Source organism: Pseudomonas sp. G2-4, from assembly GCF_030064125.1.
Lineage (GTDB): Bacteria > Pseudomonadota > Gammaproteobacteria > Pseudomonadales > Pseudomonadaceae > Aquipseudomonas.
In genome coordinates, this window is sequence record NZ_CP125957.1 from 4,408,526 (window position 1) to 4,431,272 (window position 22,747).

The following is a 22,747-nucleotide window of genomic DNA, read 5'->3' on the forward strand; positions in this document are numbered from 1 at the left end:
GATGGCTTTTGTGCAACTTGAAGGACTTGGCAAACGTTACGGCGAGATCGACGCCGTGGTCGCCACCAACCTCTCGGTGGAGAAAGGCGAATTCGTCTCGCTGCTGGGGCCCTCCGGCTGCGGCAAAACCACGACGCTGCAAATGATCGCCGGCTTCGTCGAAGTCACCAGCGGCCGCATCCTGCTGGACGGTCGCGACATTACCCACGCCAAGCCCGCCAGCCGAGGCCTGGGCGTGGTGTTCCAGAGTTACGCGCTGTTCCCTCACATGACCGTCAAGGACAACGTCGCCTTCGGCCTGCGCATGCGCAAAGTGGCCAGCGCCGAGCTGCAACAACGGGTGGATCGGGTGCTGAAACTGGTGCGCCTGGACCCGCACGCCGAGCGCTACCCACGGGAACTCTCGGGCGGCCAGCGCCAGCGCGTCGCCCTCGCCCGGGCGCTGGTGATCGAACCACCGGTGCTGCTGCTCGACGAACCACTGTCCAACCTCGACGCCAACCTGCGCGAGGAGATGCAATACGAAATCCGCCGCATCCAGCGAGAAGTCGGGATCACCACGTTGATGGTGACCCACGACCAGTCCGAGGCGCTGTCGATCAGTGACCGGGTCGTGGTGATGCAGGCCGGGCGCATCACCCAGATCGACGCGCCCTACACCCTTTACGAACACCCGCGCACCGAGTTCATTTCCGGCTTCGTCGGCAAAGCCAACCTGTTGCCCGGCGTCCGCGACAGCGCGGGGGCCGTTCAAGTGTGCAGCCCGGGTAACGGGGAACTGACCCTGAGCCTGCGCCCGGAAAAAATCGACCTGTGTGAATCCGGCTCGGGTCGCCTGCAAGGCACCCTCACCAACCGTTTCTTTCTCGGCAGCCAGTGGCTCTATGGCGTCTCGACCAGCCTGGGCGAACTCTGCGTGGTCCGCCGCAACGACGGCTCCGCGCCGATGACCGAAGGCACGGCGGTGGGCCTGGACTGGGACCCGGCGCTGGTGCGGGTGCTGAGCGTGGACGAGGTGCCGGCATGAAGCTGCTCGATGCGATGCGCCGGGGACGCCAAGGCTACCTGATGTCTGCGCCGGCGCTGGCTTTGTACCTGGGCCTGCTGGTCATTCCCCTCGGCCTGACGCTGGTGCTGTCGTTCAACGTCTTCGACTACAGCTCAGGCATCGACGGCGACGCCTATACCCTCGACCACTACGCCAGCCTGCTGGGCGACCCATACTTCTACGAGATCTTTTTGCGCACGCTCTGGATCAGCGCCCTGACCACGATTTTGTGCGTGCTGATCGGCGTGCCCGAAGCCTACGTCCTCAGCCGCATGCGGGCGCCGTGGCGCTCGATCTTCCTGATCCTGATCCTCACGCCGCTGCTGATTTCGGTGGTGGTGCGAGCCTTCGGCTGGAGTCTGTTGCTCGGCGCTGACGGCCTGGTCAACCAGGCCCTGCAAGCCTTCGGCGGCTCGCCGGTGAAGCTGCTCTATACGCCGTTCGCCGTAGTCATCGCCCTGGTCCACGTGATGTTGCCGTTCATGATCATTCCGGTCTGGACCTCGCTGCAAAAACTCGACCCGGCCGCCGAACAGGCCGCGCTGTCCCTGGGGGCCAGCCAGTTCACGGTGATCCGCAAGGTCGTGCTGCCGCAGATCATGCCGGGCGTGCTGTCGGGCACGCTGATTGTGTTCGGTCTCGCCGCCAGTTCCTTCGCCATTCCCGGCCTGCTCGGCGGCCGCCGCCTGAAGATGGTCGCCACGCTGATCTACGACCAGTACCTGTCGGAGCTGAACTGGCCCATGGGCGCGACCATTGCCGTCGCCCTGCTGCTGCTCAACCTACTGATCATGCTGTCGTGGAACCGGATGATCGAAGGCCGCTACAAGAAGTCATTGGGGTAACTCGTCATGTCCAGGAACGGTCCTTTCGCCCTGTTGTTTCATGCCCTGGTGGTGGTGTTCATGCTGGCGCCGCTGGTGGTGGTCTGTCTCGTCGCCTTCACCCCGGAAAACACCCTGAGCCTGCCAACCACGGAATTTTCCCTGCGCTGGTTCCGCGCGGTGTTCGAGCGTGCGGATTTCGTCGATGCGTTCTACAACAGCCTGATCCTCGCCTTCTGCGCCGCCTCCCTGGCGACGTTGATTGCGGTACCGGCGGCCCTGGCGATCACCCGGCTCGAGTTTCCAGGCCGGGACTTTTTCAACGGCCTGTTCCTGTCGCCGATCATCATCCCGCACCTGGTATTGGGCGTCGCACTGCTGCGCCTGTTTGCGCTGATGGGCGTGAACGGCAGCTTTGCCTGGCTGATCTTCGCCCACGTGCTGGTGATTACGCCGTATGTGCTGCGCCTGGTGCTCGCTTCCGCCATCGGCCTGGACCGCAGCGCCGAGCAGGCCGCGCAATCACTGGGGGCCGGGCGCTTCACACTGTTTCGGCAAATCACCTTGCCGATGATCCTGCCAGGAGTGGCCGGGGGCTGGTTGCTGGCGTTCATCAACAGCTTCGATGAAGTCACGTTGTCGATCTTCGTCACCTCGCCAGCCACACAAACCTTGCCGGTGCGCATGTACGTGTACGCCACCGAATCCATCGACCCGATGATGGCGGCGGTGTCGGCACTGGTCATTGCGCTGACCGCGGTGACCATGATTCTGCTCGACCGGGTCTATGGCCTGGATCGAGTCCTGGTAGGCAAACAATGAGGGCGCCATGGCTCTGCTGAAACGACTGGCCGAAGGCGACCGCCCGGCCCTGGACTTTACCCTCGACGGCAGACCTGCCACCGGCCTGCTGGGCGACACGCTGCTGACCGCCGTGCTGACCCGCAGCGAACACCTGCGCGGCAGTGACTTCAGCGCCGAGCCCCGGGCCGGATTCTGCCTGATGGGCGCCTGCCAGGATTGCTGGGTGCGCCTGGGCGACGGCCGTCGCGTCCGCGCCTGCTCGACCCTGCTCGAAGCTGGGCAGGACATCCGCCGCGAGCCGGGGCGTCTGGTATGAACAATGCCGCCTGGACTGGCCCCATCGCGAGCAAGCTCGCTCCCACGGGGAGCCTACAGCGTTCACAAAACCAAAACCCACTCCCGATCCAATGTGGGAGCGAGCTTGCTCGCGATGGCGGCTTCAACAGCACTATAAATCCACAGCGCCTGTCGACGAGGTGGATATGAAACCGGTCGCCATCATCGGCGCCGGCCCAGCCGGTATCCGTGCTGCGCAGACCCTGGTCGCCCACGGCGTGTACCCCGTCCTGCTGGACGAAGCCGCCCGCGGTGGCGGGCAGATTTATCGGCGCCAACCGGCCAACTTCAAGCGCTCGCCCGCCAAGCTCTATGGCTTCGAAGCGCACAAGGCCAGCGCCCTCCACCAGACCCTGGACGAGTTGCGCGAGCAGCTCGATTACCGTCCCGACACACTGGTGTGGAACGCCGAAGCCGGTCTGCTGGACACCTTGCATGAGGGCCGTGCCGACCGTCTTGAGTACGCCAGCGTGATCGTCGCCACCGGGGCCACCGACCGGATCCTGCCCGTGCCGGGTTGGACCCTGCCCGGGGTGTACAGCTTGGGCGCGGCGCAGATCGCGCTGAAGTTCCAGGGCTGCGCCATCGGTGAGCGGGTGGTGTTCGCCGGCAGCGGTCCCTTGCTGTATCTGGTGGCGTATCAGTACGCCAAGGCCGGTGCCAGCGTGGTCGCGGTGCTCGACAGTTCGCCCTTCAGCGCCCAGGTCCGCGCCCTGCCCGGCCTGCTGGTGCAACCGGCCACCCTCGCCAAGGGTCTCTACTACCGCGCCTGGCTGACGGCCCACGGCATCCGCGTGCACCAAGGCGCGAATCTGTCGCGTATCGACGGCGACCGCCGGGTGCAGTCGCTGGCATGGCGCAACGCAAAAGGCGAGCACAGCCTCGATTGCGATGCGGTGGCCTTCGCCCACGGCTTGCGCAGCGAAACTCAGTTGGCCGACCTGCTGGGCTGCGAGTTTTCCTGGAACGCTCTCAACCGCGCCTGGCTGCCACTGCGGGACCGCGCCGGACGCAGCAGCGTGACCGGGGTTTACCTGGCGGGCGACGGTGCCGGAATCATGGGCGCCGATGCCGCCGAGATGGCCGGTGAACGGGCGGCCCTGGCCTTACTTGAAGACCTCGGTTACTTGATCGACCCGCAGCGTTGCACCCAGCTGGAACAATCCCTCGAGCGCATCGGCCATTTCCGACAAGGCCTGGAGCGCGCATTTGCCTTTCCCGAAGGTTGGGCCACCGACGCAGCCGACAGCCTGATGATCTGCCGCTGCGAAGAAGTCAGCGTCGGCGACATCCGCCAGGTAGTGGGCGAAGGCCACTGGGAGATCAACCGGGTCAAGGCCCATTGCCGGGTCGGCATGGGGCGTTGCCAAGGACGGATGTGTGGCGCCGCCGCCGCCGAAATCATTGCCCGCGAGAGTGGCCGCCCGGTCTCCAGCGTCGGCCGCTTGCGTGCCCAGGCGCCGATCAAGCCGCTGCCGTTCGGCCTGGAGATCGAGCCATGATCGACGTGGACGTGGTGATCATTGGCGGCGGCATCGTCGGGGCCTCGGCCGCGTTGTTCCTGAGCCAGGCCGGACAGCGGGTGGCTCTGTTGGAACGGGATTTCTGCGGTTCGCACTCCAGCGGCGTGAACTACGGCGGTGTTCGCCGCCAGGGACGGCCGTTGTCGCAACTGCCCCTGTCGCAACGGGCCCATGAAATCTGGAGCCAACTGCCCCGGTTGATCGGCATCGACGGTGAATACCAGCGCAGCGGTCATCTGAAACTGGCCCGCAGCGCTGAAGATCTGCAAGCGTTACAGGACTACGCCGCCAGCAGCCAGGGCTTCGGCCTCGATTTGCAACTGCTCGATCGCGAGGCGTTGCGCGCGCGGTTTCCGTGGGTCGGCGCCGTCGCGGTCGGGGCATCGCTGTGCCCGGACGACGGTCACGCCAACCCGCGCCTGGTGTCGCCGGCATTCGCCCAGGCAGCCCGCCGACATGGCGCGCAGGTCTACGAACAATGCGCGGTCAGCGCCGTGGAGCACGACGGTCAGCGCTTTGCTGTACACACCGAAACGGACCTGGCGTTTCACGCGCCGTGGCTGTTGAACTGCGCCGGCGCCTGGTCGAGCCAGTTCGCTGCACAATTCGGCGAAGCGGTGCCGATGTCTGCCGGGCACCCGGCGATGCTGGTCACTGAGCCGTTGCCCCTGGTGATGAATGCCAGCACCGGTGTGGAAGGCGGCGGCATTTACGCCCGGCAAGTCGTACGCGGCAATTGCATTCTGGGGGGCGGTCAAGGTTTCGCGCTGGACGACGCTCGCGCCCGGCCCGGCCAGAACGCCGTGATTGAGATCCTGCGCCAAGCGGTCGAACTCTACCCATTTCTCGAAGGTGCCCAAGCGATTCGTACCTGGAGCGGCACCGAAGGATACCTGCCCGATCGCCAGCCGGTGATCGGCCACAGCAGCACCCAACCCGGTCTGTTGCATGCATTCGGCTTTGCCGGCGCAGGCTTTCAGATCGGCCCTGCGGTGGGCCAGGCGCTCACCGAGATCATCTGCAGCGGCGCCTCAACCACACCGCTGGATGCGTTTTCCATCACCCGGTTTCACTCCATCTCCGTTGCTTGATAGAGGAAGGTCGCGCCATGAATAACGTCAAACGCAGTGCATTGTTCGGTTTCTGCTCGCTGGGTTTCACTGGCCTGGGCGCCCTGCTCCCGGTCACCCAGGCGTTGGCCGAACCGACGCTTTACCTGGGCATGAACGGCGGGACCATGGAGCGGCTCTACGCCGACAAGGTCTTGCCGGCGTTCGAGAAAGCCAACAACGTCAAAGTGGTGATCGTGCCCGGCACCTCCGCCGACATCCTGGCGAAAGTCCAGGCCAGCAAAGGCAACCCGCAGATGCACTTGATGTTCCTGGATGACGGCATCATGTACCGCGCCATCGCCATGGGGCTGTGCGACAAGCTGGAGGACAGTCCGACCCTGGCGCAGATTCCGGCCAAGGGTCGCATCAAGGATCAAGCCGTGGCCGTTAGCCTCGGGGTGACAGGACTGGCCTACAACACACGGTTGTTCAAGGAAAAAGGCTGGAGCGCGCCGACCTCATGGATGGACTTGGCCGATCCGCGTTTCAAGGACAAAGTGGTGTTCCAATCGATGGCCTCGTCCACATTCGGCCTGCACGGCTTCCTGATGTTCAACCGGATCCAGGGCGGCAGCGAGGCCGACGTCGAGCCGGGTTTCAAGGCCTGGCCAAACACCGTCGGACGCAACGTGCTGGAGTACATCCCGAGCTCGGCGAAGATTTCCGAAATGCTGCAGACCGACGAAGCCGCGCTGTTCCCACTGACGCCGACCCAGGTCACCGCGCTGAAACTCAAGGGCATGTCGGTGGAGTACGCGCAACCGAAGGAAGGCGCCGTGGTACTCAACGTCGCCGAATGCGCCATCGCCCAAAACACCCAACCTGAACTGGCGCAGAAGCTCGCCGCGTTCCTGCTGTCCCCGCAAGCCCAGGCCATCGCCCTGGAAGAAGGCGACCAGATCCCGTCCAACCCCAACACCCCGACCACCGACAAAACCCGTGGCCAGGTGGAGGCGATGAAGCAATACCTGGAAACCGCGATTGCCGTGGATTGGGACCAGGTCAACGAACAGCGCCCGGCCTGGAACGCACGGTGGAACCGCAGCATCGAGCGCTAGAGCGTTCGACATCGGCCCACGTTTTGTAGTTATCATGCGGCCATCTTGAGCTTGATGCCTGATGCCAATGAACCTGTGGCGAGGGAGCTTGCTCCCGCTCGGCGGCGAAGCCGTCGTGAATGAGTCTACGCGGTCTGACTGACAGACCGCGGGGCCTGGATCAGAGCTGCTTCGCAGCCCAGCGGGAGCAAGCTCCCTCGCCACAGGGCCATGGTTGGCTTCAGGTGTTGCGCCCGCCCCTTGATCAACAGCGAACCCCTCCATGGATACCCTCGCCCAACTCCGCGCCGGCCAGCTGTCAGGCATCACCCGGCTGGACCTGGCCTGCGGCCTGACGCAGTTTCCCAGGGAAATCTTCGACCTGGCCGATTCCCTAGAGGTCCTCAACCTCAGCGGCAATGCGCTGGACACGCTGCCCGACGACCTGCATCGGCTGACCCGCCTGCGCGTGCTGTTCTGTTCGGACAACCGTTTCACTGAACTGCCCGAATGCCTGGGCCGTTGTGCCGCGCTGACCATGGTCGGCTTCAAGGCCAATCGCATCGAGCGCGTAAGCGGCGCCGCCCTGCCGCCGCTGCTGCGCTGGCTGATCCTGACGGACAACTGCGTCAGCCAATTACCGGATGAGCTGGGCCAACGCCCCCATCTGCAAAAGCTGATGTTGGCCGGCAACCGCTTGCAGCAATTGCCGGCGAGCCTGGGCCAGTGCCATCGCCTTGAGCTGCTGCGCATCGCCGCCAATCAGCTGACCGAACTGCCGCAATGGCTACTGGAACTGCCCAGCCTCAGTTGGCTGGCCTACGCCGGTAACCCGCTGGAACCCCAAGCCCATGCCCCGGCAGCCACAACACCTTTCGACTGGTCCCAACTGAGCCTGCAACAGCGGTTGGGCGAAGGGGCGTCGGGGGTGATTCACCAGGCACTCTGGCAGCCGCCAGGCCAGGTCGCGCGCAAAGTCGCGGTGAAGTTGTACAAAGGCCAGATCACCAGCGACGGCTCGCCGCTGCATGAAATGCAGGCTTGCATCACCGCGGGCCGGCATCCGAACCTGATTGACGTGTTGGGCCAGATCGTCGGGCATCCCGAGGAACAGGCCGGGCTGGTGATGGCGCTGATCGAGCCCAGCTACCGCAATCTGGCCGGGCTGCCGAGCCTGGCCTCGTGCACCCGCGACGTGTATGCCGACGAGCTGCGCTTGAGCGCCCCAGTGGCCTTGCGCATCGCCCGCGGCATCGCCTCGGTGGCGGCGCACCTGCATCGCCAGGGCATCACCCATGGCGATTTGTACGGACACAACATTCTTTACGATGACCAGGGCGATTGCTTGTTGGGAGACTTTGGCGCGGCGTCTTTTCACGCCACCGCCGATACCTTGCAAACCCGCGCACTGCAACGCATCGAGGTGCGGGCCTTCGGGATTCTGCTGGGGGAATTGCTGGCGCGGATTGAGCCGGCGTCCAGTGCCATGGAGTTGGCAATGATGCACGAGCTGCAGGCACGCTGCTGTCAGCCAGACGTGCTGGCGCGGCCGGGGTTCGATGAGATTGAAGACTTACTGCAAGACCGTGGCGAGGGAGCTTGCTCCCGCTGGGCTGCGAAGCAGCCCTGATCCGGGCACCGAGGTCTGTCAGTCAGACCGCGTAGACTCATTCACGACGGCTTCGCCGCCGAGCGGGAGCAAGCTCCCTCGCCACAAGGGATCTGTGCCGTTTACCCCGCCAACCCGACAAACATATCCTGCACATCATCATGGTTGTCGAGGCCTTCAAGGAACGCTTCGACTTCAGCCATTTGCTCATCGGTCAGGCCGCTGACCGGGTTCTTCGGCTGATAGCCCAGCTTCGCCGACAACACGGTGAAACCCTGCTCCGGCAGCGCCTTCTGCACGGCATCAAGATCGACAGGATCAGTGAGGAACAACGTCGCGCCCTCTTCGCCTGGCTCAAAATCCTGGGCACCGGCCTCGATGGCGGCCATTTCCGGATCGGCGTCCGGGCTGTCCGGCGCGGCCTCGATCATGCCGACATGATTGAAGTCCCACGCCACCGAGCCCGAGGCGCCCAGTTGGCCCTTGCGGAACGCAACGCGAATTTCGGCAACGGTGCGGTTGATGTTGTCGGTCACGCATTCAACGATCAGCGGCACCTGATGCGGGGCAAACCCTTCGTAAGTGACGCGGTGGTATTGCACGGTCTCACCGAGCTGGCCAGAACCTTTCTTGATCGCACGCTCCAGGGTCTCGCGGGGCATCGAGGCCTTCTTCGCCTGCTCGACCACCAGTCGCAAGTGCGCGTTGGTCGCGGTATCGGCACCGTTGCGCGCGGCAATGGTGATTTCTTTCACCAGCTTGCCGAAGATCTTGCCCTTGGCGTTGGCAGCCGCTTCTTTGTGTTTAACCTTCCACTGTGCGCCCATTACTCACTCTCTTGTCTGACGCGCCGAGACATCTGCCGGCCGGCGCTGTGGCGCAAGTTTATACGGCCTAAACCGGCTGATCGACCAAAAAATTTCCCGGCTGAATCGACATTTTCCCAGGATGTTGTAGGGGGATTCTGAAATAGCGATTCACTGGCACCCTTCCGCCCTGGGGTTTCGTACCCTCTGCGCCTCTCTCCCTGCAAGTAAGAGCTGCGATGCGCAACGACACGGAAAGTCCCTTCAGCCTGATCCTCACGCAAAGCGACTTGAGACTGCAAGTATTGCGGCTCAACGGTCGGGAAGCCCTCAACCAGCCGTACCGCTTTGACCTCGAACTGATCGGCCTGGCGCCGCCGATGAATCCCGACGCGCTACTCGGGCAACCGGCCTTCCTGCGCCTGGACGGCGAGTCGGGCATCCATGGGATTGTCCACAGCGTCAGCCTGAGCGCTCATACCTCGCACCGCATCGGCTACCGCGTGGCGCTGGTGCCTTACCTCCAGCATTTGGATCAAGGCCCACGACGCCGGATTTTCCATCGACTCAGCGTTGTGCAAGTGCTGCAACGTCTGTTGGAAGACAACGCGCTGCCCGTCCACAGCTACCGTTTCGAACTGCTCCATGGGCAGTATCCGCTCCGGCCCTTCTGCATCCAGTACGAGGAAAGCGATCTGGATCTGTTACAACGCTTATGCGAGGAAGAAGGCATCCACTATCACTTCGAACATGCCCTCGAGGGGCATGTCCTGGTGTTCGCCGAAGACCCTGCCAGCTTTCCCGCGCAGCCGATCGAGTTGACACTGCGCCAGGACGCCGGCCCGCAATCGACGATCCAACGACTTTATCAGCGTCACCACTCAATAACGCCTGGCCTGCCTGCAGACTTCAGCGACCGGGCGATGAGCGAAGCGGCCGCCAGCGCAGCGAATCACGCGTTCAAAAGTGTCGACCACGAAACAATGCGGCGCAATCCGGCGCAGGCTTATCGTGACCAGGTCGGTCGCCGGAACCTTGAACGGTTGCGCTGTCGGCAACGGCAGATCCACGGCCACAGCACCCAGCCAACCTTGCGCAGCGGCCATATCGCGCAGATCAGCGAACACCCGATCTCCACCTTCAATGACCAATGGCTGATCACAGAAGTCCAGCATCGCGGGCGACAGTTTTCGATTCTTGAAACCAACCTGCCGTCCACACCGCCTGCCCGAGACTATCGCAACCGATTCTCGGCCATTGCATGGTCCACCGTGTTCAGGCCGGCACTCAAGCATCGCAAACCGAGTATCCCCGGTTATCACCTCGCTCATGTGCTCGGTCCTCCCGGCCAGCCGGCCAGACGCGATGAGCGCGGCCACGTCGATGTCAGCCTGTGGGCACCGGATGACGAAGGCATCAGCCTGCCCGTGTCGCGACTGACGCTGGACGCCAGCCCCACCCTGATAGCCGGCAGTGAAGTACGGGTGAGCTTTCTCGATGGCGACCCCGACCGGCCGGTGCTGTGCCCCGGGGCTGTCGATACCGGCGCAGGATCGGCCGCGGCAGCGCCGAAACCACCGTTGCGCGATCATGATGCGGGGCTGCTGTTGGACTGGCTGCTGAACCCTCCGGACTTGACGCCCTGAGCCCAAGCGCGGTTGACGGCGGATTACTCGAACCCTCGGCGGCCTTGCAAGCCGCCGGTGTGCACGAAGATCAAGCGGGTACCTGGGACAAACCGCCCGGCCTCGACCTGTGTCTTGAGCAACATCAGCGCTTTGCCGGTGTACAACGGCTCCAGCTCGAGGGCAGCGGTGGTTTCGATGAAGGCGCTGAGTTCGGCATCGACCCGGGCGAACCCGCCACGGCTGCCGTCGAACAACTCATAACGCGGACTACAAAGCCCCGCCGTTGCCATGATGCTTGCGACCTGCTGCGCCACGCCGTGATCCTGGGGCACCGCCAGCACGCCATAGACCGGGCGCTCCCCCGCTTCAGCCAGCACCAGCCCCGCCAGCGATGTGCCGGTGCCGCAGGCCAACCACCAGCCGTGATAGTCCGCCCACCCCAATGTCGCCAGTTGTTCACGGGCGCTGGTCACCCAGCCCATGCAGCCCTGGGCGCCGGGCAATCCTGAACCGCCCTCGGGCACAGGATGCAAATGTGGGTAACGCGCCTGCCACGGCACCCAGAAATCTGCAGCGTGTCGCTCTCGGTATCCGCCATACCCCAACCAGTGCAACGTCATACCGAACGCTTTCAGGTCGAGCACCGTCGGCGTGTCCTGGGGGTTGCCGCGCAGCAGCCCGACGGTTGCAAAACCGAAACGCTTGCCTGCCGCGGCCAGGGCATGCAAATGGTTGGAATAGGCGCCTCCCAGGCTCATGACCCCTTCGGCACCGACCTCGTGGGCCGCGCGCAAATGGTGAACCAACTTGAACCACTTGTTACCACTGATCAGTGAATCGATGCGGTCCAGGCGCAACACCGCCACTTCAATGCCGGCATGGACAAGCCAGTCCAGATGAAGGGGTTCGAGGTGGGGTTGGGGGTGCCAGTCGAGGGCGGGGAGTAGCATCGCGGTGGGCCGGAGGGGGAGATGCCGGCATATTAACAGCTCGGTGTAGGGAGACTTCAGGATCGGAGTTCACCACCTCCCTGTGGGAGCGAGCTTGCTCGCGATAGAGGCAGGCCAGTCGACATTGATGCAACTGACTAACCGCAATCGCGAGCAAGCTCGCTCCCACAGGGAGATTGGAGATCTACCGTCTTGCGCCTTACAACTGCGCCGCCAACCGCGACCCCTGGTTGATCGCCCGCTTGGCATCCAGCTCCGCCGCCACGTCGGCACCGCCGATGAGGTGCACGTTCTGCCCCGCTGCTTCCAAGCCTTCCTGCAACTCGCGCAACGGATCCTGGCCGGCACAGATCACGATGTTGTCCACCGGCAGTACTTGCGGCTCGCCGGTTTCGCCGATGCGAATGTGCAGACCGTCATCGTCGATCTTCAGGTACTCGACGCTGTTGAGCATCTGCACCTGCTTGTTCTTCAACCCCGTGCGGTGAATCCAACCGGTGGTCTTGCCCAAGCCGTCGCCCACCTTGGATTTCTTGCGCTGCAACAGGAACACCTGACGCGCCGGGGCATGAGGCTCGGCCTTGATCCCGGCCACGCCGCCGCGAGCCTGGAGCTGGGTGTCGATCCCCCATTCCTTCCAGAACGCTTCGCGGTCCTGGCTGGTGGCGACGCCCTGATGCACCAGGAACTCCGACACATCGAAGCCGATACCGCCCGCGCCGATCACCGCCACGCTGCGACCCACCGGCTTGCGCTCGAGGATCACGTCCAGGTAGCTCAGCACCTTGGCATGCTCCACGCCGGGAATCGCCGGCATGCGCGGCGCGATACCGGTGGCGAGGATAATCTCGTCGTAACCGCCCGCCACCAGCTGTGCCACATCCACACGGGTGTCGAGGCACAGCTCGACGTGGCTGGTCTGCAATTTGCGATGGAAGTAACGCAGGGTTTCAAAAAACTCTTCCTTGCCCGGCACGCGCTTGGCAACGTTGAACTGGCCACCGATCTCACTGGCCGAATCGAACAACGTCACCTGATGACCGCGCTCGGCCGCCACCGTAGCGGCGGACAGCCCGGCCGGGCCGGCGCCCACAACAGCGATTTTCTTCACCTGCGTCACCGGCAAGTAGTTGAGCTCGGTTTCATGGCACGCCCGTGGGTTCACCAGGCAACTGGTGAGCTTGCCGCCAAAGGTATGGTCGAGGCAGGCCTGGTTGCAGCCGATGCAGGTATTGATTTCATCGCCACGCCCCGCGGCTGCCTTGTTGACGAACTCCGGGTCCGCCAGGAACGGCCGCGCCATGGAAACCATGTCGGCGTCACCTTCGGCGAGAATCTGCTCGGCCACTTCCGGGGTGTTGATACGGTTGGTGGTGATCAGCGGGATATTCACCGAACCACGCAGTTTGGCCGTGACTTTACTGAACGCCGCCCGCGGAACCTTGGTGGCAATGGTGGGGATCCGCGCCTCATGCCAGCCGATGCCGGTGTTGATCATCGTCGCACCGGCCTGCTCGATGGCCTTGGCCAACTGGACGATCTCGTCCCAGGAACTGCCGCCCTCTACCAGGTCGAGCATCGATAAACGAAAAATAATGATGAAATTCGGGCCAACCGCTTCGCGTACCCGACGCACGATTTCCACCGGCAGGCGCATGCGATTTTCGTAGCTGCCGCCCCAGCGGTCAGTACGGTGGTTGGTGTGGGCCGCTAGGAACTGGTTAATGAAATAACCTTCCGAGCCCATGATTTCGACACCGTCGTATTCGGCTTGCTGGGCCAGCACCGAACAGGTGACGAAATCACTGATCTGCTTCTCGATACCCTCCTCGTCCAACGCCTTGGGCTTGAACGGGTTGATCGGCGCCTGGATCGCGCTCGGCGCCACTTGCTTGGGGCTGTAGGCATAGCGCCCGGCGTGAAGAATCTGCATGCAGATCTTGCCACCGGCCTCGTGTACCGCCCGGGTGACGATCTGATGCTTGAGAGCCTCTTCTTCAGTGGTCAGCTTGGCGGCGCCGGAGTACACGCCGCCCTCGTCGTTCGGCCCGATCCCGCCGGTGACCATCAGGCCCACACCGCCCCGGGCCCGCTCGGCAAAATACGCCGCCATGCGTTCGAAACCGCCGGGCTTCTCTTCAAGACCGGTGTGCATCGAGCCCATCAGGGTACGGTTGCGCAACGTGGTAAAGCCCAGGTCCAACGGGGCCAACAGGTTCGGGTAATGAGAGGCGGTCATCGGGTCACTCCACAACGGCAATCACGGGAATTGCGGAAGCTCTGCGGCTTCCATCAGTCATGCCCAACAGCCTAAGAGCCGGGATGCGGGCACTCAATGACCGTAACTGACAACTTAATGATCCAAATGCGCAGCGCGCCGATCAATGCGTCGAACAGCCGGCCATGAGCGTCTGCTACTTTTGGCGACCTGCTTCAAGCACGGGTGCAATTTGACTTTGCGTAGGCTCCCACTCAGCACAAATAAGCCCGCGCCCTTCGCTAATCCCTTGTTTTACCGTACCCTGCCCCATAGCCCTTGATGAAGAAATCACGAACCTGCATACGGCCGCTGACTGTCCCCCATGCGCAAACTTCTGTACCTGCTGTTCTCACTGGCCTTGATTGCCGCCCTGATCACTTATGCACTGTGGACGACGGATCGCCAGACGGGTCATTACCTGTCAGACCTGCGCATCAACCTGGCGGTCGACCAAGGCACCCCGGCCGACCGGGGCAATTTGCTGGGCATCCAACCCGAGTTATTTCCCACCGACTACCAGAGCCTCGAGCACCTGCATCGCAAACTGGCGGCCTATTTGCAGAGCGCTCGCGACCAGGGGTTTCTCAATGACAAAACCATCGTGGTTTTGCCCGAGCACATCGGCACCTGGTTAATGGTCAGCGGTGAAAAGGACGAGTTGTATCAGGCCGCCACGTTGAAGGACGCCATGAACTGGCTGGCGGTCAGCAACCCGTTGGCGTTTGTCCAAGCGTTGCTCAGTGCTCAAGGCGACAATCGACTGGACGATGCCTACCTGCGCATGAAAGCCGACACCATGGCCCGCGATTACCAGGCGCTGTTCGGCGGGCTGGCCAAGGAATTCGGCGTGACGCTGGTGGCCGGCTCCATCGTGCTGCCCGAGCCCAGCGTCAGCGAAGGTGAACTGAAAGTCGGTGGCGGCGCGCTGTATAACAGCAGCCTGGTGTTCGGCAGCGATGGACGGCCGATTGGCCAGCCCCAGCGTCAACAACACCCGGTGTTCGAACAGCGGGACGTGCTGGGGGCTGACCGCCCGAATGTAAGCCGCGTCATCGACACCCCCGCCGGGCGCCTGGGCGTGCTGATTGGCAGCGACAGCTGGTACCCCCTTCACTATCGACAACTCGACGAGCAAGGCGTGGAACTGATCGCCGTACCCGCCTTCGTCAGCGGCCGCGACACTTGGGACAAACCCTGGAGTGGCTATAAGAGCGTGTCCACGCCGAGCGAAGTGAGCCTCAAGCCTGGGGAGGTCAGTGAAGGCCAAGCCTGGCATCGCCTGACGCTGACCAGCCAGCAGCCCATCAGCCGGGCCAGGGGCGGCGTCAGCGTCTTCCTGCGGGGCCAGTTCTGGGACGGCGGCAGCGCCGGCCAGAGTTTCATCAGCCACAACGGCGAACACTTCTCCGCCGGCGAGGCCCGTGGCGCCCGCCTGCTGAACCTTTGGTTGTGAGCATGAAACCGCAGCCGATGCGCTTGGGGGATCTGTCGGTGGGCTTCGTCCACAGCCTGGCGGACGCGGTTGCCAGCCACGGACAGGATCCCCGGCCCTTGCTTGAACAGTACGGTCTGGATGCCGCACGCCTGGCCGAGCCGGGGGCTCGATTGTCAATCCCGCGCTACATGCGCCTGGGCCACACCGCGATCCAGCAGACCCAGGATCCGGCCCTGGGTCTGCGCATGGGCCAACTCAGCCGTTTGAGCCAGGCCGGGCTGGCAGGGGTCACCGCTGCCCAGGCACCGACAGTACGCGAAGCCGCGCGCTGCATGATCCGCTTCGAGCCACTGTATGGTTCCAACTATCGCGGCCAATCGAGCTTTCATGAGGACGCCCGGGGCGCATGGCTGCGGTTCTATTCCATCAGCCCGTATAACGCCTACAACCGCTTCGTCGTGGATTCGATCATATCCGGCTGGCTGACGCAGTTATCCAGTGTCGGCGGCGTGGCGCTGCGGGCCGAACGCATAGACATCGAATTCGAGGAGCCGGCGTACCTGGAGGCCTACCGGCTGTTCGGCGACTGCCCAATCCAGTTTGGCGCCGAACAGAATCAGCTGCGCCTGGGCCTGGACAGCCTCGCCCTGCGCAATCCACAGCATTGCCCCAGCACCTGGCAGCACCTGGTGCAGTTGTGTGAACGGGAACTGGAACAGTTGACCCGCACCCGCAGCCTGCGTGAACGCATCACCCAACTGTTGGGGCCGTTGCTCAATGGCGGTCGGGAGCCCGACCTGGAAGAAGTGGCAGCACGCCTGAAGCTGCCGACCTGGACCCTGCGACGCAAGTTGGCCGAGGAAGGCACGCAATTTCGCGCCATCCTCAACGACACCCGTCGGGACCTGGCCATGACCTATATCCGCGATACCGAACTGGCGTTCGGCGAAATCGCCTACCTGTTGGGCTTCGCCTCAGCCGAGGCGTTTCAACGGGCCTTCAAGCGCTGGAACGATCAGACGCCTGGAGAATTTCGTCGCAGTCATCGGATCATTTGAGCTTCACGCTTGCTGCTTATAGTGACGCGTAGCTTGCCGCTGCATCAGAGCTCCGTCGCATCCTCGGCGGGTTCCAGTGGGTCCAGTTCATACGCCTGGTATTCCAGCAGCTCTTCCTGATATTCATCCATTGCGAGTCCTTCCCCTGTTATTGAAACCGATGCCTGATGGCGTTGGAATCAGCATAAAGCTGCTTTATGAACAAAACATGAAGCAAAGGCTTCATGAGTTAAACGTAGCACAGCGTCGGGAAATTACCGTTGAAGGTGTGACAAGGGATGACCCCTCGCCGAACCTCAGGGGAGCGGCTGGATCGGCTCGCTCGGAGCAGGCAGCGTACTGGGCGGAGGAGCAGTGATGGTGTCCGTCGCTGGCGCGGGCGTGTCGGGAGCGATCGGCGCTGGCTCTTGCGACTCGGGAGCAAGCGGCGCCGGCTCTGGCGACTCGGGAGCAATCGGCGCCGGCTCGGCTGGCGGGGTGATCGGCTCCGAGGCTGCGGGGGCGGTTTCGACGGGCGCTGGCGCAGCTTGCGGCGCGACAGCTTCAGGAGCTGGCATCAGCGCCGCCGGCTCGACCTTGGTTTCCGGAACACCCAACTCGGTTTTTGGTTTTTCGACGTTCTCAACGGGTTTCTTCGCTTCTGGTGGCAGGAACAGTTCCACCAGAGCAAAGAATCGCTCGTAGAACTTGGCCGCCGACACGGTTTCACTGGCGACCTTGACCATCGAATCATCTGACGAGCCGATCGGCATCGACACCGACCCCAGCACCCCCACGCCCAGGCTGGCGGAGTTGTTGGTTTTCTTCAGGGCATAGCGGTCCTGCAGGGCGTTGGCGAACATGGTCGCACGGTGTCCGGCACCGCCGTCTTCGGCACAGACCAGGTTGAAGCTGATCTCCATGTGGGTTTCGCCGGTCTGCTGGAAGCTCTTGTGACCGCTGACCAGTTTCGCATCGCTGCTGGTAATGATGTAGCCCTGGCTGAGCAATGCCCGGCGCCCGGCTTCACAGGTCGCGGCATCACTCACTGGATAAGTCCGCGAGAACGTACCGGAATCATCGAAGTTTTCATGCTCGTAAATGGCGGTTTTCTTGGACGAGCAACCGGCTGCGGCGGCCAGCGCCAATGCAAGCCCGAAGGTGCGCATGTGAGGTGATCTGAACATTGGACATCCTGAGAAAAACAGTCCGGGGCGTATTGTGCAACAGAACACGGCTCGGCAACGTGAAGTAATCACGACTAAAAGGGTGACCAGTCTACTGGGGGTTGTCGGCAGGAAAAAGGTGCGATCCCCATGGATCGACGAACATTCCGCCACTGGCAATAAGCAGATACAAAAAGACCCCGGCTTTTCGGCCGAGGTCTTTGGTTAACAGCAAGCCATCAAGGCATTCAGAAACGCTTGATGTCCGCCTGGCTCTCCAACTGCTTGCGATAAGCCGCGAAGTCCTGTTGGCCGATACGAGAAGCGAGATACTGACGGTACTGGGCTTTCTCTTCGTCGGTCGGTGCCGCCGCTTCATTCACGCCATTCAGACGCACGACCACCAGACTGCCATCGGGCAAGGTCACGCTGGTGAATGTCGGCTTGTCCTTCGACTCGGGCTTAGGCATGCGGAACAGTGCTTGCAGCACCGCCGGATCGATACCTTCCTGGTTGCGGGTTGCCGCTTCGCTGACCTTCCAGCTTTGGCCGACGATAGGCTTATCCAACGCCGTCTTGCCGTCACGCAGGCTGGCGATCAACTCATCGGCCTGGGTCTTGGCTGCCGCGCTGGCGTGCTCCTTGGACAGCTGGGTGCGAATTGCCCCGGCCACGCTTTCCAGTGGCATTTGCTCAGGCTTGCGGTGTTCCTTTGCACGCAGCACCACGACGGTCTCCGGGTCCAGCTCGATGGCGGTGCTGTTGGCACCCTCATCCAGCACTTCCGGACTGAACGCAGCAGTCACCACGGCGCGGTTGGCGGCAATCCCCTCGCCGCCCTCACGACCGAATGGCGCCGACGTGTGAACGGTCAGTTTCAAGTCCTGGGCCGGTTGCGCCAGGTCGGAGGCTTCGAACGAGGCGTCCTCCAGTTGTTTGGTCGCCTCCACGAAACGCTGCTCTACCTGCAGGGTTTTAAGCTCGCGGGTCAGCTTGTCCTTGAGGCTGGCAAACGAGGGTACCTCGGGCGCTTCGACACCCAGCAGCTTGATCAAATGCAGACCGAAGTCGGTGCGCACCGGCGCCGAGACCTGGTCCTTGCCCAAGGCATACAGTGCCTTTTCGAACGCGGGGTCGTAGACGCCTGGACCGGCATAACCCAGATCGCCGCCGCTGTTCGCCGAGCCCGGATCCTGGGAAAACTCCTTGGCCAGGGCTTCAAACGATTCGCCTTTGGCCAGGCGCGCCTGGATTTCTTCGATCTTCGCCTTGGCCTGGGCTTCAGTGACCTTGTCGTTCACCTCGATCAAAATGTGCGCAGCCCGACGCTGCTCGGACAGGTTCGCGATTTCTTTCTGATAGGCAGCCTGCAGGTCTTCATCCTTCACGCTGACCTGGTCGAAGAACGAGGCCTTCTTCAACTCCAGGTAATCAATGACCACCTGATCAGGCGTCATGAATTCCTTGGCATGCTTATCGTAGTAAGCCTTGACCTCGTCATCGGTCAGCTTCACGGACGACGGATCGGCCTTGATGTTCAAGGTGGCAAAATCACGGGTCTGTTTTTCCAGGCGAGCGAATGCAAGCACCTGGGCATCAGTGACGAAACCGCTGCCAGCCAGGCCTGCACGCAGCTGACCGATCAGCATTTCCTGAGCCAGCATCTGGCGGAATTGCAAACGGCTGTAACCCAGCTGGCGGATCACCTGATCGAACCGCTCGGCGCTGAATTTGCCATCGACCTGAAACTCAGGCGTTTGCAGGATCACCTGATCCAGCGCGGCTTCGGAGAACGCGAATTTCGATTCGTGCGCGCCTTGCAGCAACAGCTTGCGCTCGATCAGGCCCTTGAGCGCCGAATCACGCAGCATTTTTTCGTCCAGCAAAGAAGCGTCAAAATCCTTGCCCAGCTGTTGCATGAGCTGACGGCGTTGCATATCGACCGCCTGGCTCAGCTCGTTCTGGCTGATTTCTTCGCCGTTGACCTTGGCCGCGTCATTGCTGTTGGTGGTAGCTTGAAAAATGGCATCGAAACCGGTCAACGCCATCAATGCGACGATGACCCCGATGATGGTCTTGGCAATCCAGCCTTGTGAATTGTCCCTGATATTCTGCAGCATGCGTCCCCCAGAAACGGTTGAACTTCAAAATTAGGCAACCGTGGAGCGTGGGTAGAATCCGGATAGAAGAAAGGCGCATCCGAGGATGCGCCTTCTCGTAACTGGCGGAGCGGACCGGGCTCGAACCCGCAAGCCCTGGCGTCACAAACCGGTAGCAACCGGTCGCATTACCGCTCCGCTGCCAAGCCAGGTATGACCCCGACCCGGATAAACTCAATGAAACCTTAGTTAACGGCTTCTTTCAGCGCTTTACCAGCTTTGAAACCTGGCTTTTTGGCAGCAGGAATCTCCAGCGTCTTGCCGGTCTGCGGATTGCGACCGGTACGAGCTGGACGATCAGTCACGGAGAAGGTGCCGAAACCGACCAGAACAACGGAGTCGCCGGCTTTGAGAGCGCCAGTGACGGATTCGATTACAGCGTCCAGCGCACGGCCAGCAGCAGCTTTCGGGATATCAGCGGATGCAGCGATAGCATCAATCAGTTCCGACTTGTTCACTCTAAGTCCCCTTATATCTATTTTGAGATGATTCTAAGTTTTTTTGGTGAAAGCATAAACGAGTGCTGAATGGCCTACAGACACTTAAGAGCCGCTTTATAACAAGGGCTCTAAAAAACTGTCAAGGAAGCCCCCCAGGCAAATGCGTATTAATGCGTGCTAATTCTTTCCTTAGAGTCAGACTCGCGCTTCTCGTCCTTCGCGACTATCTCCGGGGCCACATCCGGCAAGGGCTCCGGCGCGTATTGCAGCGCAATTTGCAGGACCTCGTCAATCCATTTAACCGGTTTGATCTGAAGATCCTGCTTAATATTGTCAGGAATTTCCTTCAGATCGCGAACATTCTCCTCGGGAATGATCACCGTCTTGATCCCACCACGGTGTGCCGCCAGCAATTTTTCCTTCAGGCCGCCGATCGCCAATACTTGGCCGCGCAGCGTAATTTCACCCGTCATGGCGACGTCGGCACGCACCGGGATGCCGGTCAGCGCTGATACCAGGGCCGTGCACATGCCTACGCCAGCGCTCGGGCCGTCCTTGGGGGTCGCCCCTTCAGGCATGTGGATGTGCGTGTCGCGCTTCTCATGGAAGTCCAGGGGGATGCCCAGGCTGCGAGCCCGACTACGAACCACCGTCAGTGCCGCGGTGATCGATTCGACCATCACGTCACCCAGGGATCCGGTCTTGATCAGCTGCCCTTTGCCCGGCACCACAGCCGCTTCGATGGTCAGCAACTCACCACCTACTTGAGTCCACGCCAGACCGGTCACCTGACCGATCTGATCCTGCTGCTCGGCAAGACCGTAGCGGAATTTGCGCACACCCAGGAAGTGCTCCAGCAGGTCCGCAGTAACCTTCACCGAGAAGCGTTTTTCCAGCGCATGTTCCTTGACCGCCTTGCGGCAAACCTTGGCAATTTGCCGCTCCAGGCCACGCACCCCGGCTTCGCGGGTGTAGTAACGGATGATGTCGCGAATCGCTTCCGCATCGAATTCCAGCTCGCCCTTTTTCAAGCCGTTGGCCTGGATCTGCTTGGGCGAAAGGTATTTCACAGCGATGTTGATCTTCTCGTCTTCGGTATAGCCCGGTAGACGAATCACCTCCATCCGATCCAGCAATGCCGCCGGGATGTTCATGGAGTTGGAGGTGCACAGGAACATCACGTCCGACAGGTCGTAGTCGACCTCCAGATAGTGATCGTTGAAATTGTGATTCTGCTCAGGATCGAGCACTTCGAGCAACGCGGATGCGGGATCGCCACGCATATCGCTGCCCATCTTGTCAATTTCGTCCAAAAGGAACAGCGGGTTGCGCACGCCAACCTTCGTCATCTTTTGAATCAATCTTCCTGGCATCGACCCGATATAGGTACGACGATGGCCGCGGATTTCCGCCTCGTCGCGCACGCCACCAAGGGCCATGCGTACGAATTTACGGTTGGTGGCGTGGGCAATCGACTCGGCCAGGGAGGTTTTACCGACGCCGGGAGGACCGACCAGGCACAGAACCGGGCCACGAATTTTCTTCACGCGCTTTTGCACGGCGAGGTATTCAAGGATGCGCTCCTTGACCTCTTCCAGGCCGTAATGGTCGGCGTCGAGGATGTCTTCGGCACGGGCCAAATCCAGGCGCACCTTGCTCTGGGCTTTCCACGGCACCTGGACCAGCCAGTCGATGTAGGAGCGCACAACGGTGGCTTCGGCAGACATCGGCGACATTTGCTTGAGCTTGTTGAGCTCGGCCTGGGCCTTTGCCAATGCGTCCTTGGGCAGGCCAGCGGCATCAATGCGCTTTTTCAGCTCTTCGATTTCGTTGTGGCCTTCATCGCCATCGCCAAGCTCCTTCTGAATGGCTTTCATCTGCTCATTCAGGTAGTACTCGCGCTGGCTGCGCTCCATTTGTTTCTTGACCCGACCACGAATACGTTTTTCGACCTGCAACAGATCGATCTCGCCGTCGAGCAATGCCAGCACGTGTTCGACACGGGCCGACAAATCAATGATTTCGAGAATTTCCTGCTTCTGCTCGATCTTGAGGGCCATATGGGCCGCCATCGTATCAACCAGTCGCCCAGGCTCGTCGATGCTGTTAAGCGACGACAGGACCTCAGCAGGCACCTTCTTGCCCAGTTGCACGTATTGTTCGAACTGAGACAACAGGCTGCGGACAAACACCTCTGATTCACGCTCGGGAGCATCCACCTCTTCGATCAGTGACACCTCGGCCCGGCAATGGCCGTCCACTTCACTGAAACGCTCGACTGCACCGCGCTGCTCACCTTCAACCAAGACTTTGACGGTGCCGTCAGGCAACTTGAGCAACTGCAGAACCGTTGCAATCGTACCTACGCGATAAAGTGCGTCTTCGCCGGGATCATCGTCGGCAGGATTTCTCTGGGCCAGCAGAAGAATCTGCTTGTCACCCGTCATCGCAGCCTCGAGGGCTTCGATGGACTTCTCGCGCCCCACGAACAGCGGGATAACCATGTGCGGATACACCACGACATCGCGCAATGGCAAAAGAGGCAATTCGATGGTTGTCTTCATGATTTCGCC

Annotated in this window: 18 protein-coding genes; 11 read left to right on the forward strand and 7 right to left on the reverse strand. The window is 61.9% G+C overall.

The genetic code is table 11. From position 1 onward, the window contains the following. The first annotated feature begins 1 nt into the window (after position 1). From QNH97_RS19110 to QNH97_RS19145, 8 genes are all read left to right on the forward strand, one after another. On the forward strand, positions 2-1,027 hold the full coding sequence (locus tag QNH97_RS19110) for an ABC transporter ATP-binding protein (protein ID WP_283553410.1): 1,026 nt from the start codon (positions 2-4) through the stop codon (positions 1,025-1,027). Next, positions 1,024-1,893 carry an ABC transporter permease gene (locus QNH97_RS19115; RefSeq protein ID WP_283553411.1) on the forward strand — a complete coding sequence of 290 codons (870 nt, stop codon included), beginning with the start codon at positions 1,024-1,026 and terminating at the stop codon, positions 1,891-1,893. Before QNH97_RS19110 ends, QNH97_RS19115 begins: the two co-directional genes overlap by 4 nt. 6 nt (positions 1,894-1,899) lie before the next feature. Further along, positions 1,900-2,694 (forward strand): ABC transporter permease, encoded by a 795-nt coding sequence (locus QNH97_RS19120; protein WP_283553412.1) that lies wholly within the window; start codon positions 1,900-1,902, stop codon positions 2,692-2,694. A gap of 7 nt (positions 2,695-2,701) precedes the next feature. Continuing rightward, on the forward strand, positions 2,702-2,992 hold the full coding sequence (locus QNH97_RS19125) for a (2Fe-2S)-binding protein (RefSeq protein WP_283553413.1): 291 nt from the start codon (positions 2,702-2,704) through the stop codon (positions 2,990-2,992). 166 nt (positions 2,993-3,158) lie between these two features. Next, positions 3,159-4,514 carry an FAD/NAD(P)-dependent oxidoreductase gene (locus QNH97_RS19130; protein WP_283553414.1) on the forward strand — a complete coding sequence of 452 codons (1,356 nt, stop codon included), beginning with the start codon at positions 3,159-3,161 and terminating at the stop codon, positions 4,512-4,514. Next, positions 4,511-5,626 carry an NAD(P)/FAD-dependent oxidoreductase gene (locus tag QNH97_RS19135; RefSeq protein ID WP_283553415.1) on the forward strand — a complete coding sequence of 372 codons (1,116 nt, stop codon included), beginning with the start codon at positions 4,511-4,513 and terminating at the stop codon, positions 5,624-5,626. The genes QNH97_RS19130 and QNH97_RS19135 overlap by 4 nt, the downstream gene beginning before the upstream one ends. Before the next feature lie 17 nt (positions 5,627-5,643). Continuing rightward, entirely contained in the window at positions 5,644-6,705 is a 1,062-nt protein-coding gene (locus QNH97_RS19140) for an ABC transporter substrate-binding protein (RefSeq protein ID WP_283553416.1), read from the forward strand. 262 nt (positions 6,706-6,967) lie between these two features. Beyond that, a complete protein-coding gene (locus QNH97_RS19145; RefSeq protein ID WP_283553417.1) occupies positions 6,968-8,314 on the forward strand; it encodes a protein kinase in 1,347 nt (448 codons plus the stop codon). A gap of 101 nt (positions 8,315-8,415) precedes the next feature. Here QNH97_RS19145 and QNH97_RS19150 read toward each other — a convergent pair whose 3' ends face one another. Further along, positions 8,416-9,120 (reverse strand): YebC/PmpR family DNA-binding transcriptional regulator, encoded by a 705-nt coding sequence (locus QNH97_RS19150; protein WP_283553418.1) that lies wholly within the window; start codon positions 9,118-9,120, stop codon positions 8,416-8,418. Positions 9,121-9,338: 218 nt separating this feature from the next. Between QNH97_RS19150 and QNH97_RS19155 the strand changes: the two genes are divergently transcribed. Continuing rightward, entirely contained in the window at positions 9,339-10,745 is a 1,407-nt protein-coding gene (locus QNH97_RS19155; protein WP_283553419.1) for a type VI secretion system Vgr family protein, read from the forward strand. A 23-nt stretch (positions 10,746-10,768) separates the two neighbouring features. On the opposite strand, the gene QNH97_RS19160 is transcribed toward QNH97_RS19155, so the two are convergent. Together QNH97_RS19160 and QNH97_RS19165 are read right to left on the reverse strand one after the other, a co-directional pair. Then, positions 10,769-11,677 (reverse strand): 1-aminocyclopropane-1-carboxylate deaminase/D-cysteine desulfhydrase, encoded by a 909-nt coding sequence (locus QNH97_RS19160; RefSeq protein WP_283553420.1) that lies wholly within the window; start codon positions 11,675-11,677, stop codon positions 10,769-10,771. A 199-nt stretch (positions 11,678-11,876) separates the two neighbouring features. Then, the gene (locus QNH97_RS19165; protein ID WP_283553421.1) at positions 11,877-13,916 is read right to left on the reverse strand and encodes an oxidoreductase; all 2,040 of its coding nucleotides are present in this window, start codon (positions 13,914-13,916) and stop codon (positions 11,877-11,879) included. 343 nt (positions 13,917-14,259) lie between these two features. Here QNH97_RS19165 and QNH97_RS19170 point away from each other — a divergent pair, with 343 nt between their 5' ends. Both QNH97_RS19170 and QNH97_RS19175 read left to right on the forward strand, forming a co-directional pair. Beyond that, entirely contained in the window at positions 14,260-15,390 is a 1,131-nt protein-coding gene (locus tag QNH97_RS19170) for a carbon-nitrogen hydrolase family protein (protein ID WP_283553422.1), read from the forward strand. Between the two features lie 2 nt (positions 15,391-15,392). Further along, on the forward strand, positions 15,393-16,430 hold the full coding sequence (locus QNH97_RS19175) for an AraC family transcriptional regulator (protein ID WP_283553423.1): 1,038 nt from the start codon (positions 15,393-15,395) through the stop codon (positions 16,428-16,430). Positions 16,431-16,726: 296 nt separating this feature from the next. Here the strand turns inward: QNH97_RS19175 and QNH97_RS19180 are convergent, their stop codons facing one another. From QNH97_RS19180 to lon, 4 genes are all read right to left on the reverse strand, one after another. Beyond that, positions 16,727-17,596 carry a DUF2242 domain-containing protein gene (locus tag QNH97_RS19180; protein WP_283553424.1) on the reverse strand — a complete coding sequence of 290 codons (870 nt, stop codon included), beginning with the start codon at positions 17,594-17,596 and terminating at the stop codon, positions 16,727-16,729. A 227-nt stretch (positions 17,597-17,823) separates the two neighbouring features. Continuing rightward, the gene (locus QNH97_RS19185) at positions 17,824-19,695 is read right to left on the reverse strand and encodes a SurA N-terminal domain-containing protein (RefSeq protein WP_283553425.1); all 1,872 of its coding nucleotides are present in this window, start codon (positions 19,693-19,695) and stop codon (positions 17,824-17,826) included. A gap of 224 nt (positions 19,696-19,919) precedes the next feature. Then, positions 19,920-20,192, reverse strand: coding sequence for an HU family DNA-binding protein (locus QNH97_RS19190; RefSeq protein WP_003183171.1), 273 nt, complete (start codon positions 20,190-20,192; stop codon positions 19,920-19,922). A gap of 149 nt (positions 20,193-20,341) precedes the next feature. Next, the gene (gene lon, locus QNH97_RS19195; protein WP_025214685.1) at positions 20,342-22,738 is read right to left on the reverse strand and encodes an endopeptidase La; all 2,397 of its coding nucleotides are present in this window, start codon (positions 22,736-22,738) and stop codon (positions 20,342-20,344) included. Positions 22,739-22,747: the final 9 nt, after the last annotated feature.

Excerpts from the sequence above, each read along its gene's own strand:
- QNH97_RS19140 (WP_283553416.1), top strand. The coding sequence starts at position 5,644 with ATGAATAACGTCAAACGCAGTGCATTGTTCGGTTTCTGCTCGCTGGGT.
- QNH97_RS19160 (WP_283553420.1), bottom strand. The coding sequence starts at position 11,677 with ATGCTACTCCCCGCCCTCGACTGGCACCCCCAACCCCACCTCGAACCC.
- QNH97_RS19170 (WP_283553422.1), top strand. The coding sequence starts at position 14,260 with ATGCGCAAACTTCTGTACCTGCTGTTCTCACTGGCCTTGATTGCCGCC.
- QNH97_RS19150 (WP_283553418.1), bottom strand. The coding sequence starts at position 9,120 with ATGGGCGCACAGTGGAAGGTTAAACACAAAGAAGCGGCTGCCAACGCC.
- QNH97_RS19180 (WP_283553424.1), bottom strand. The coding sequence starts at position 17,596 with ATGTTCAGATCACCTCACATGCGCACCTTCGGGCTTGCATTGGCGCTG.
- QNH97_RS19130 (WP_283553414.1), top strand. The coding sequence starts at position 3,159 with ATGAAACCGGTCGCCATCATCGGCGCCGGCCCAGCCGGTATCCGTGCT.
- QNH97_RS19185 (WP_283553425.1), bottom strand. The coding sequence starts at position 19,695 with ATGCTGCAGAATATCAGGGACAATTCACAAGGCTGGATTGCCAAGACC.
- QNH97_RS19165 (WP_283553421.1), bottom strand. The coding sequence starts at position 13,916 with ATGACCGCCTCTCATTACCCGAACCTGTTGGCCCCGTTGGACCTGGGC.
- QNH97_RS19120 (WP_283553412.1), top strand. The coding sequence starts at position 1,900 with ATGTCCAGGAACGGTCCTTTCGCCCTGTTGTTTCATGCCCTGGTGGTG.
- QNH97_RS19155 (WP_283553419.1), top strand. The coding sequence starts at position 9,339 with ATGCGCAACGACACGGAAAGTCCCTTCAGCCTGATCCTCACGCAAAGC.
- QNH97_RS19175 (WP_283553423.1), top strand. The coding sequence starts at position 15,393 with ATGAAACCGCAGCCGATGCGCTTGGGGGATCTGTCGGTGGGCTTCGTC.
- QNH97_RS19125 (WP_283553413.1), top strand. The coding sequence starts at position 2,702 with ATGGCTCTGCTGAAACGACTGGCCGAAGGCGACCGCCCGGCCCTGGAC.
- QNH97_RS19145 (WP_283553417.1), top strand. The coding sequence starts at position 6,968 with ATGGATACCCTCGCCCAACTCCGCGCCGGCCAGCTGTCAGGCATCACC.
- QNH97_RS19115 (WP_283553411.1), top strand. The coding sequence starts at position 1,024 with ATGAAGCTGCTCGATGCGATGCGCCGGGGACGCCAAGGCTACCTGATG.
- QNH97_RS19135 (WP_283553415.1), top strand. The coding sequence starts at position 4,511 with ATGATCGACGTGGACGTGGTGATCATTGGCGGCGGCATCGTCGGGGCC.
- lon (WP_025214685.1), bottom strand. The coding sequence starts at position 22,738 with ATGAAGACAACCATCGAATTGCCTCTTTTGCCATTGCGCGATGTCGTG.
- QNH97_RS19110 (WP_283553410.1), top strand. The coding sequence starts at position 2 with ATGGCTTTTGTGCAACTTGAAGGACTTGGCAAACGTTACGGCGAGATC.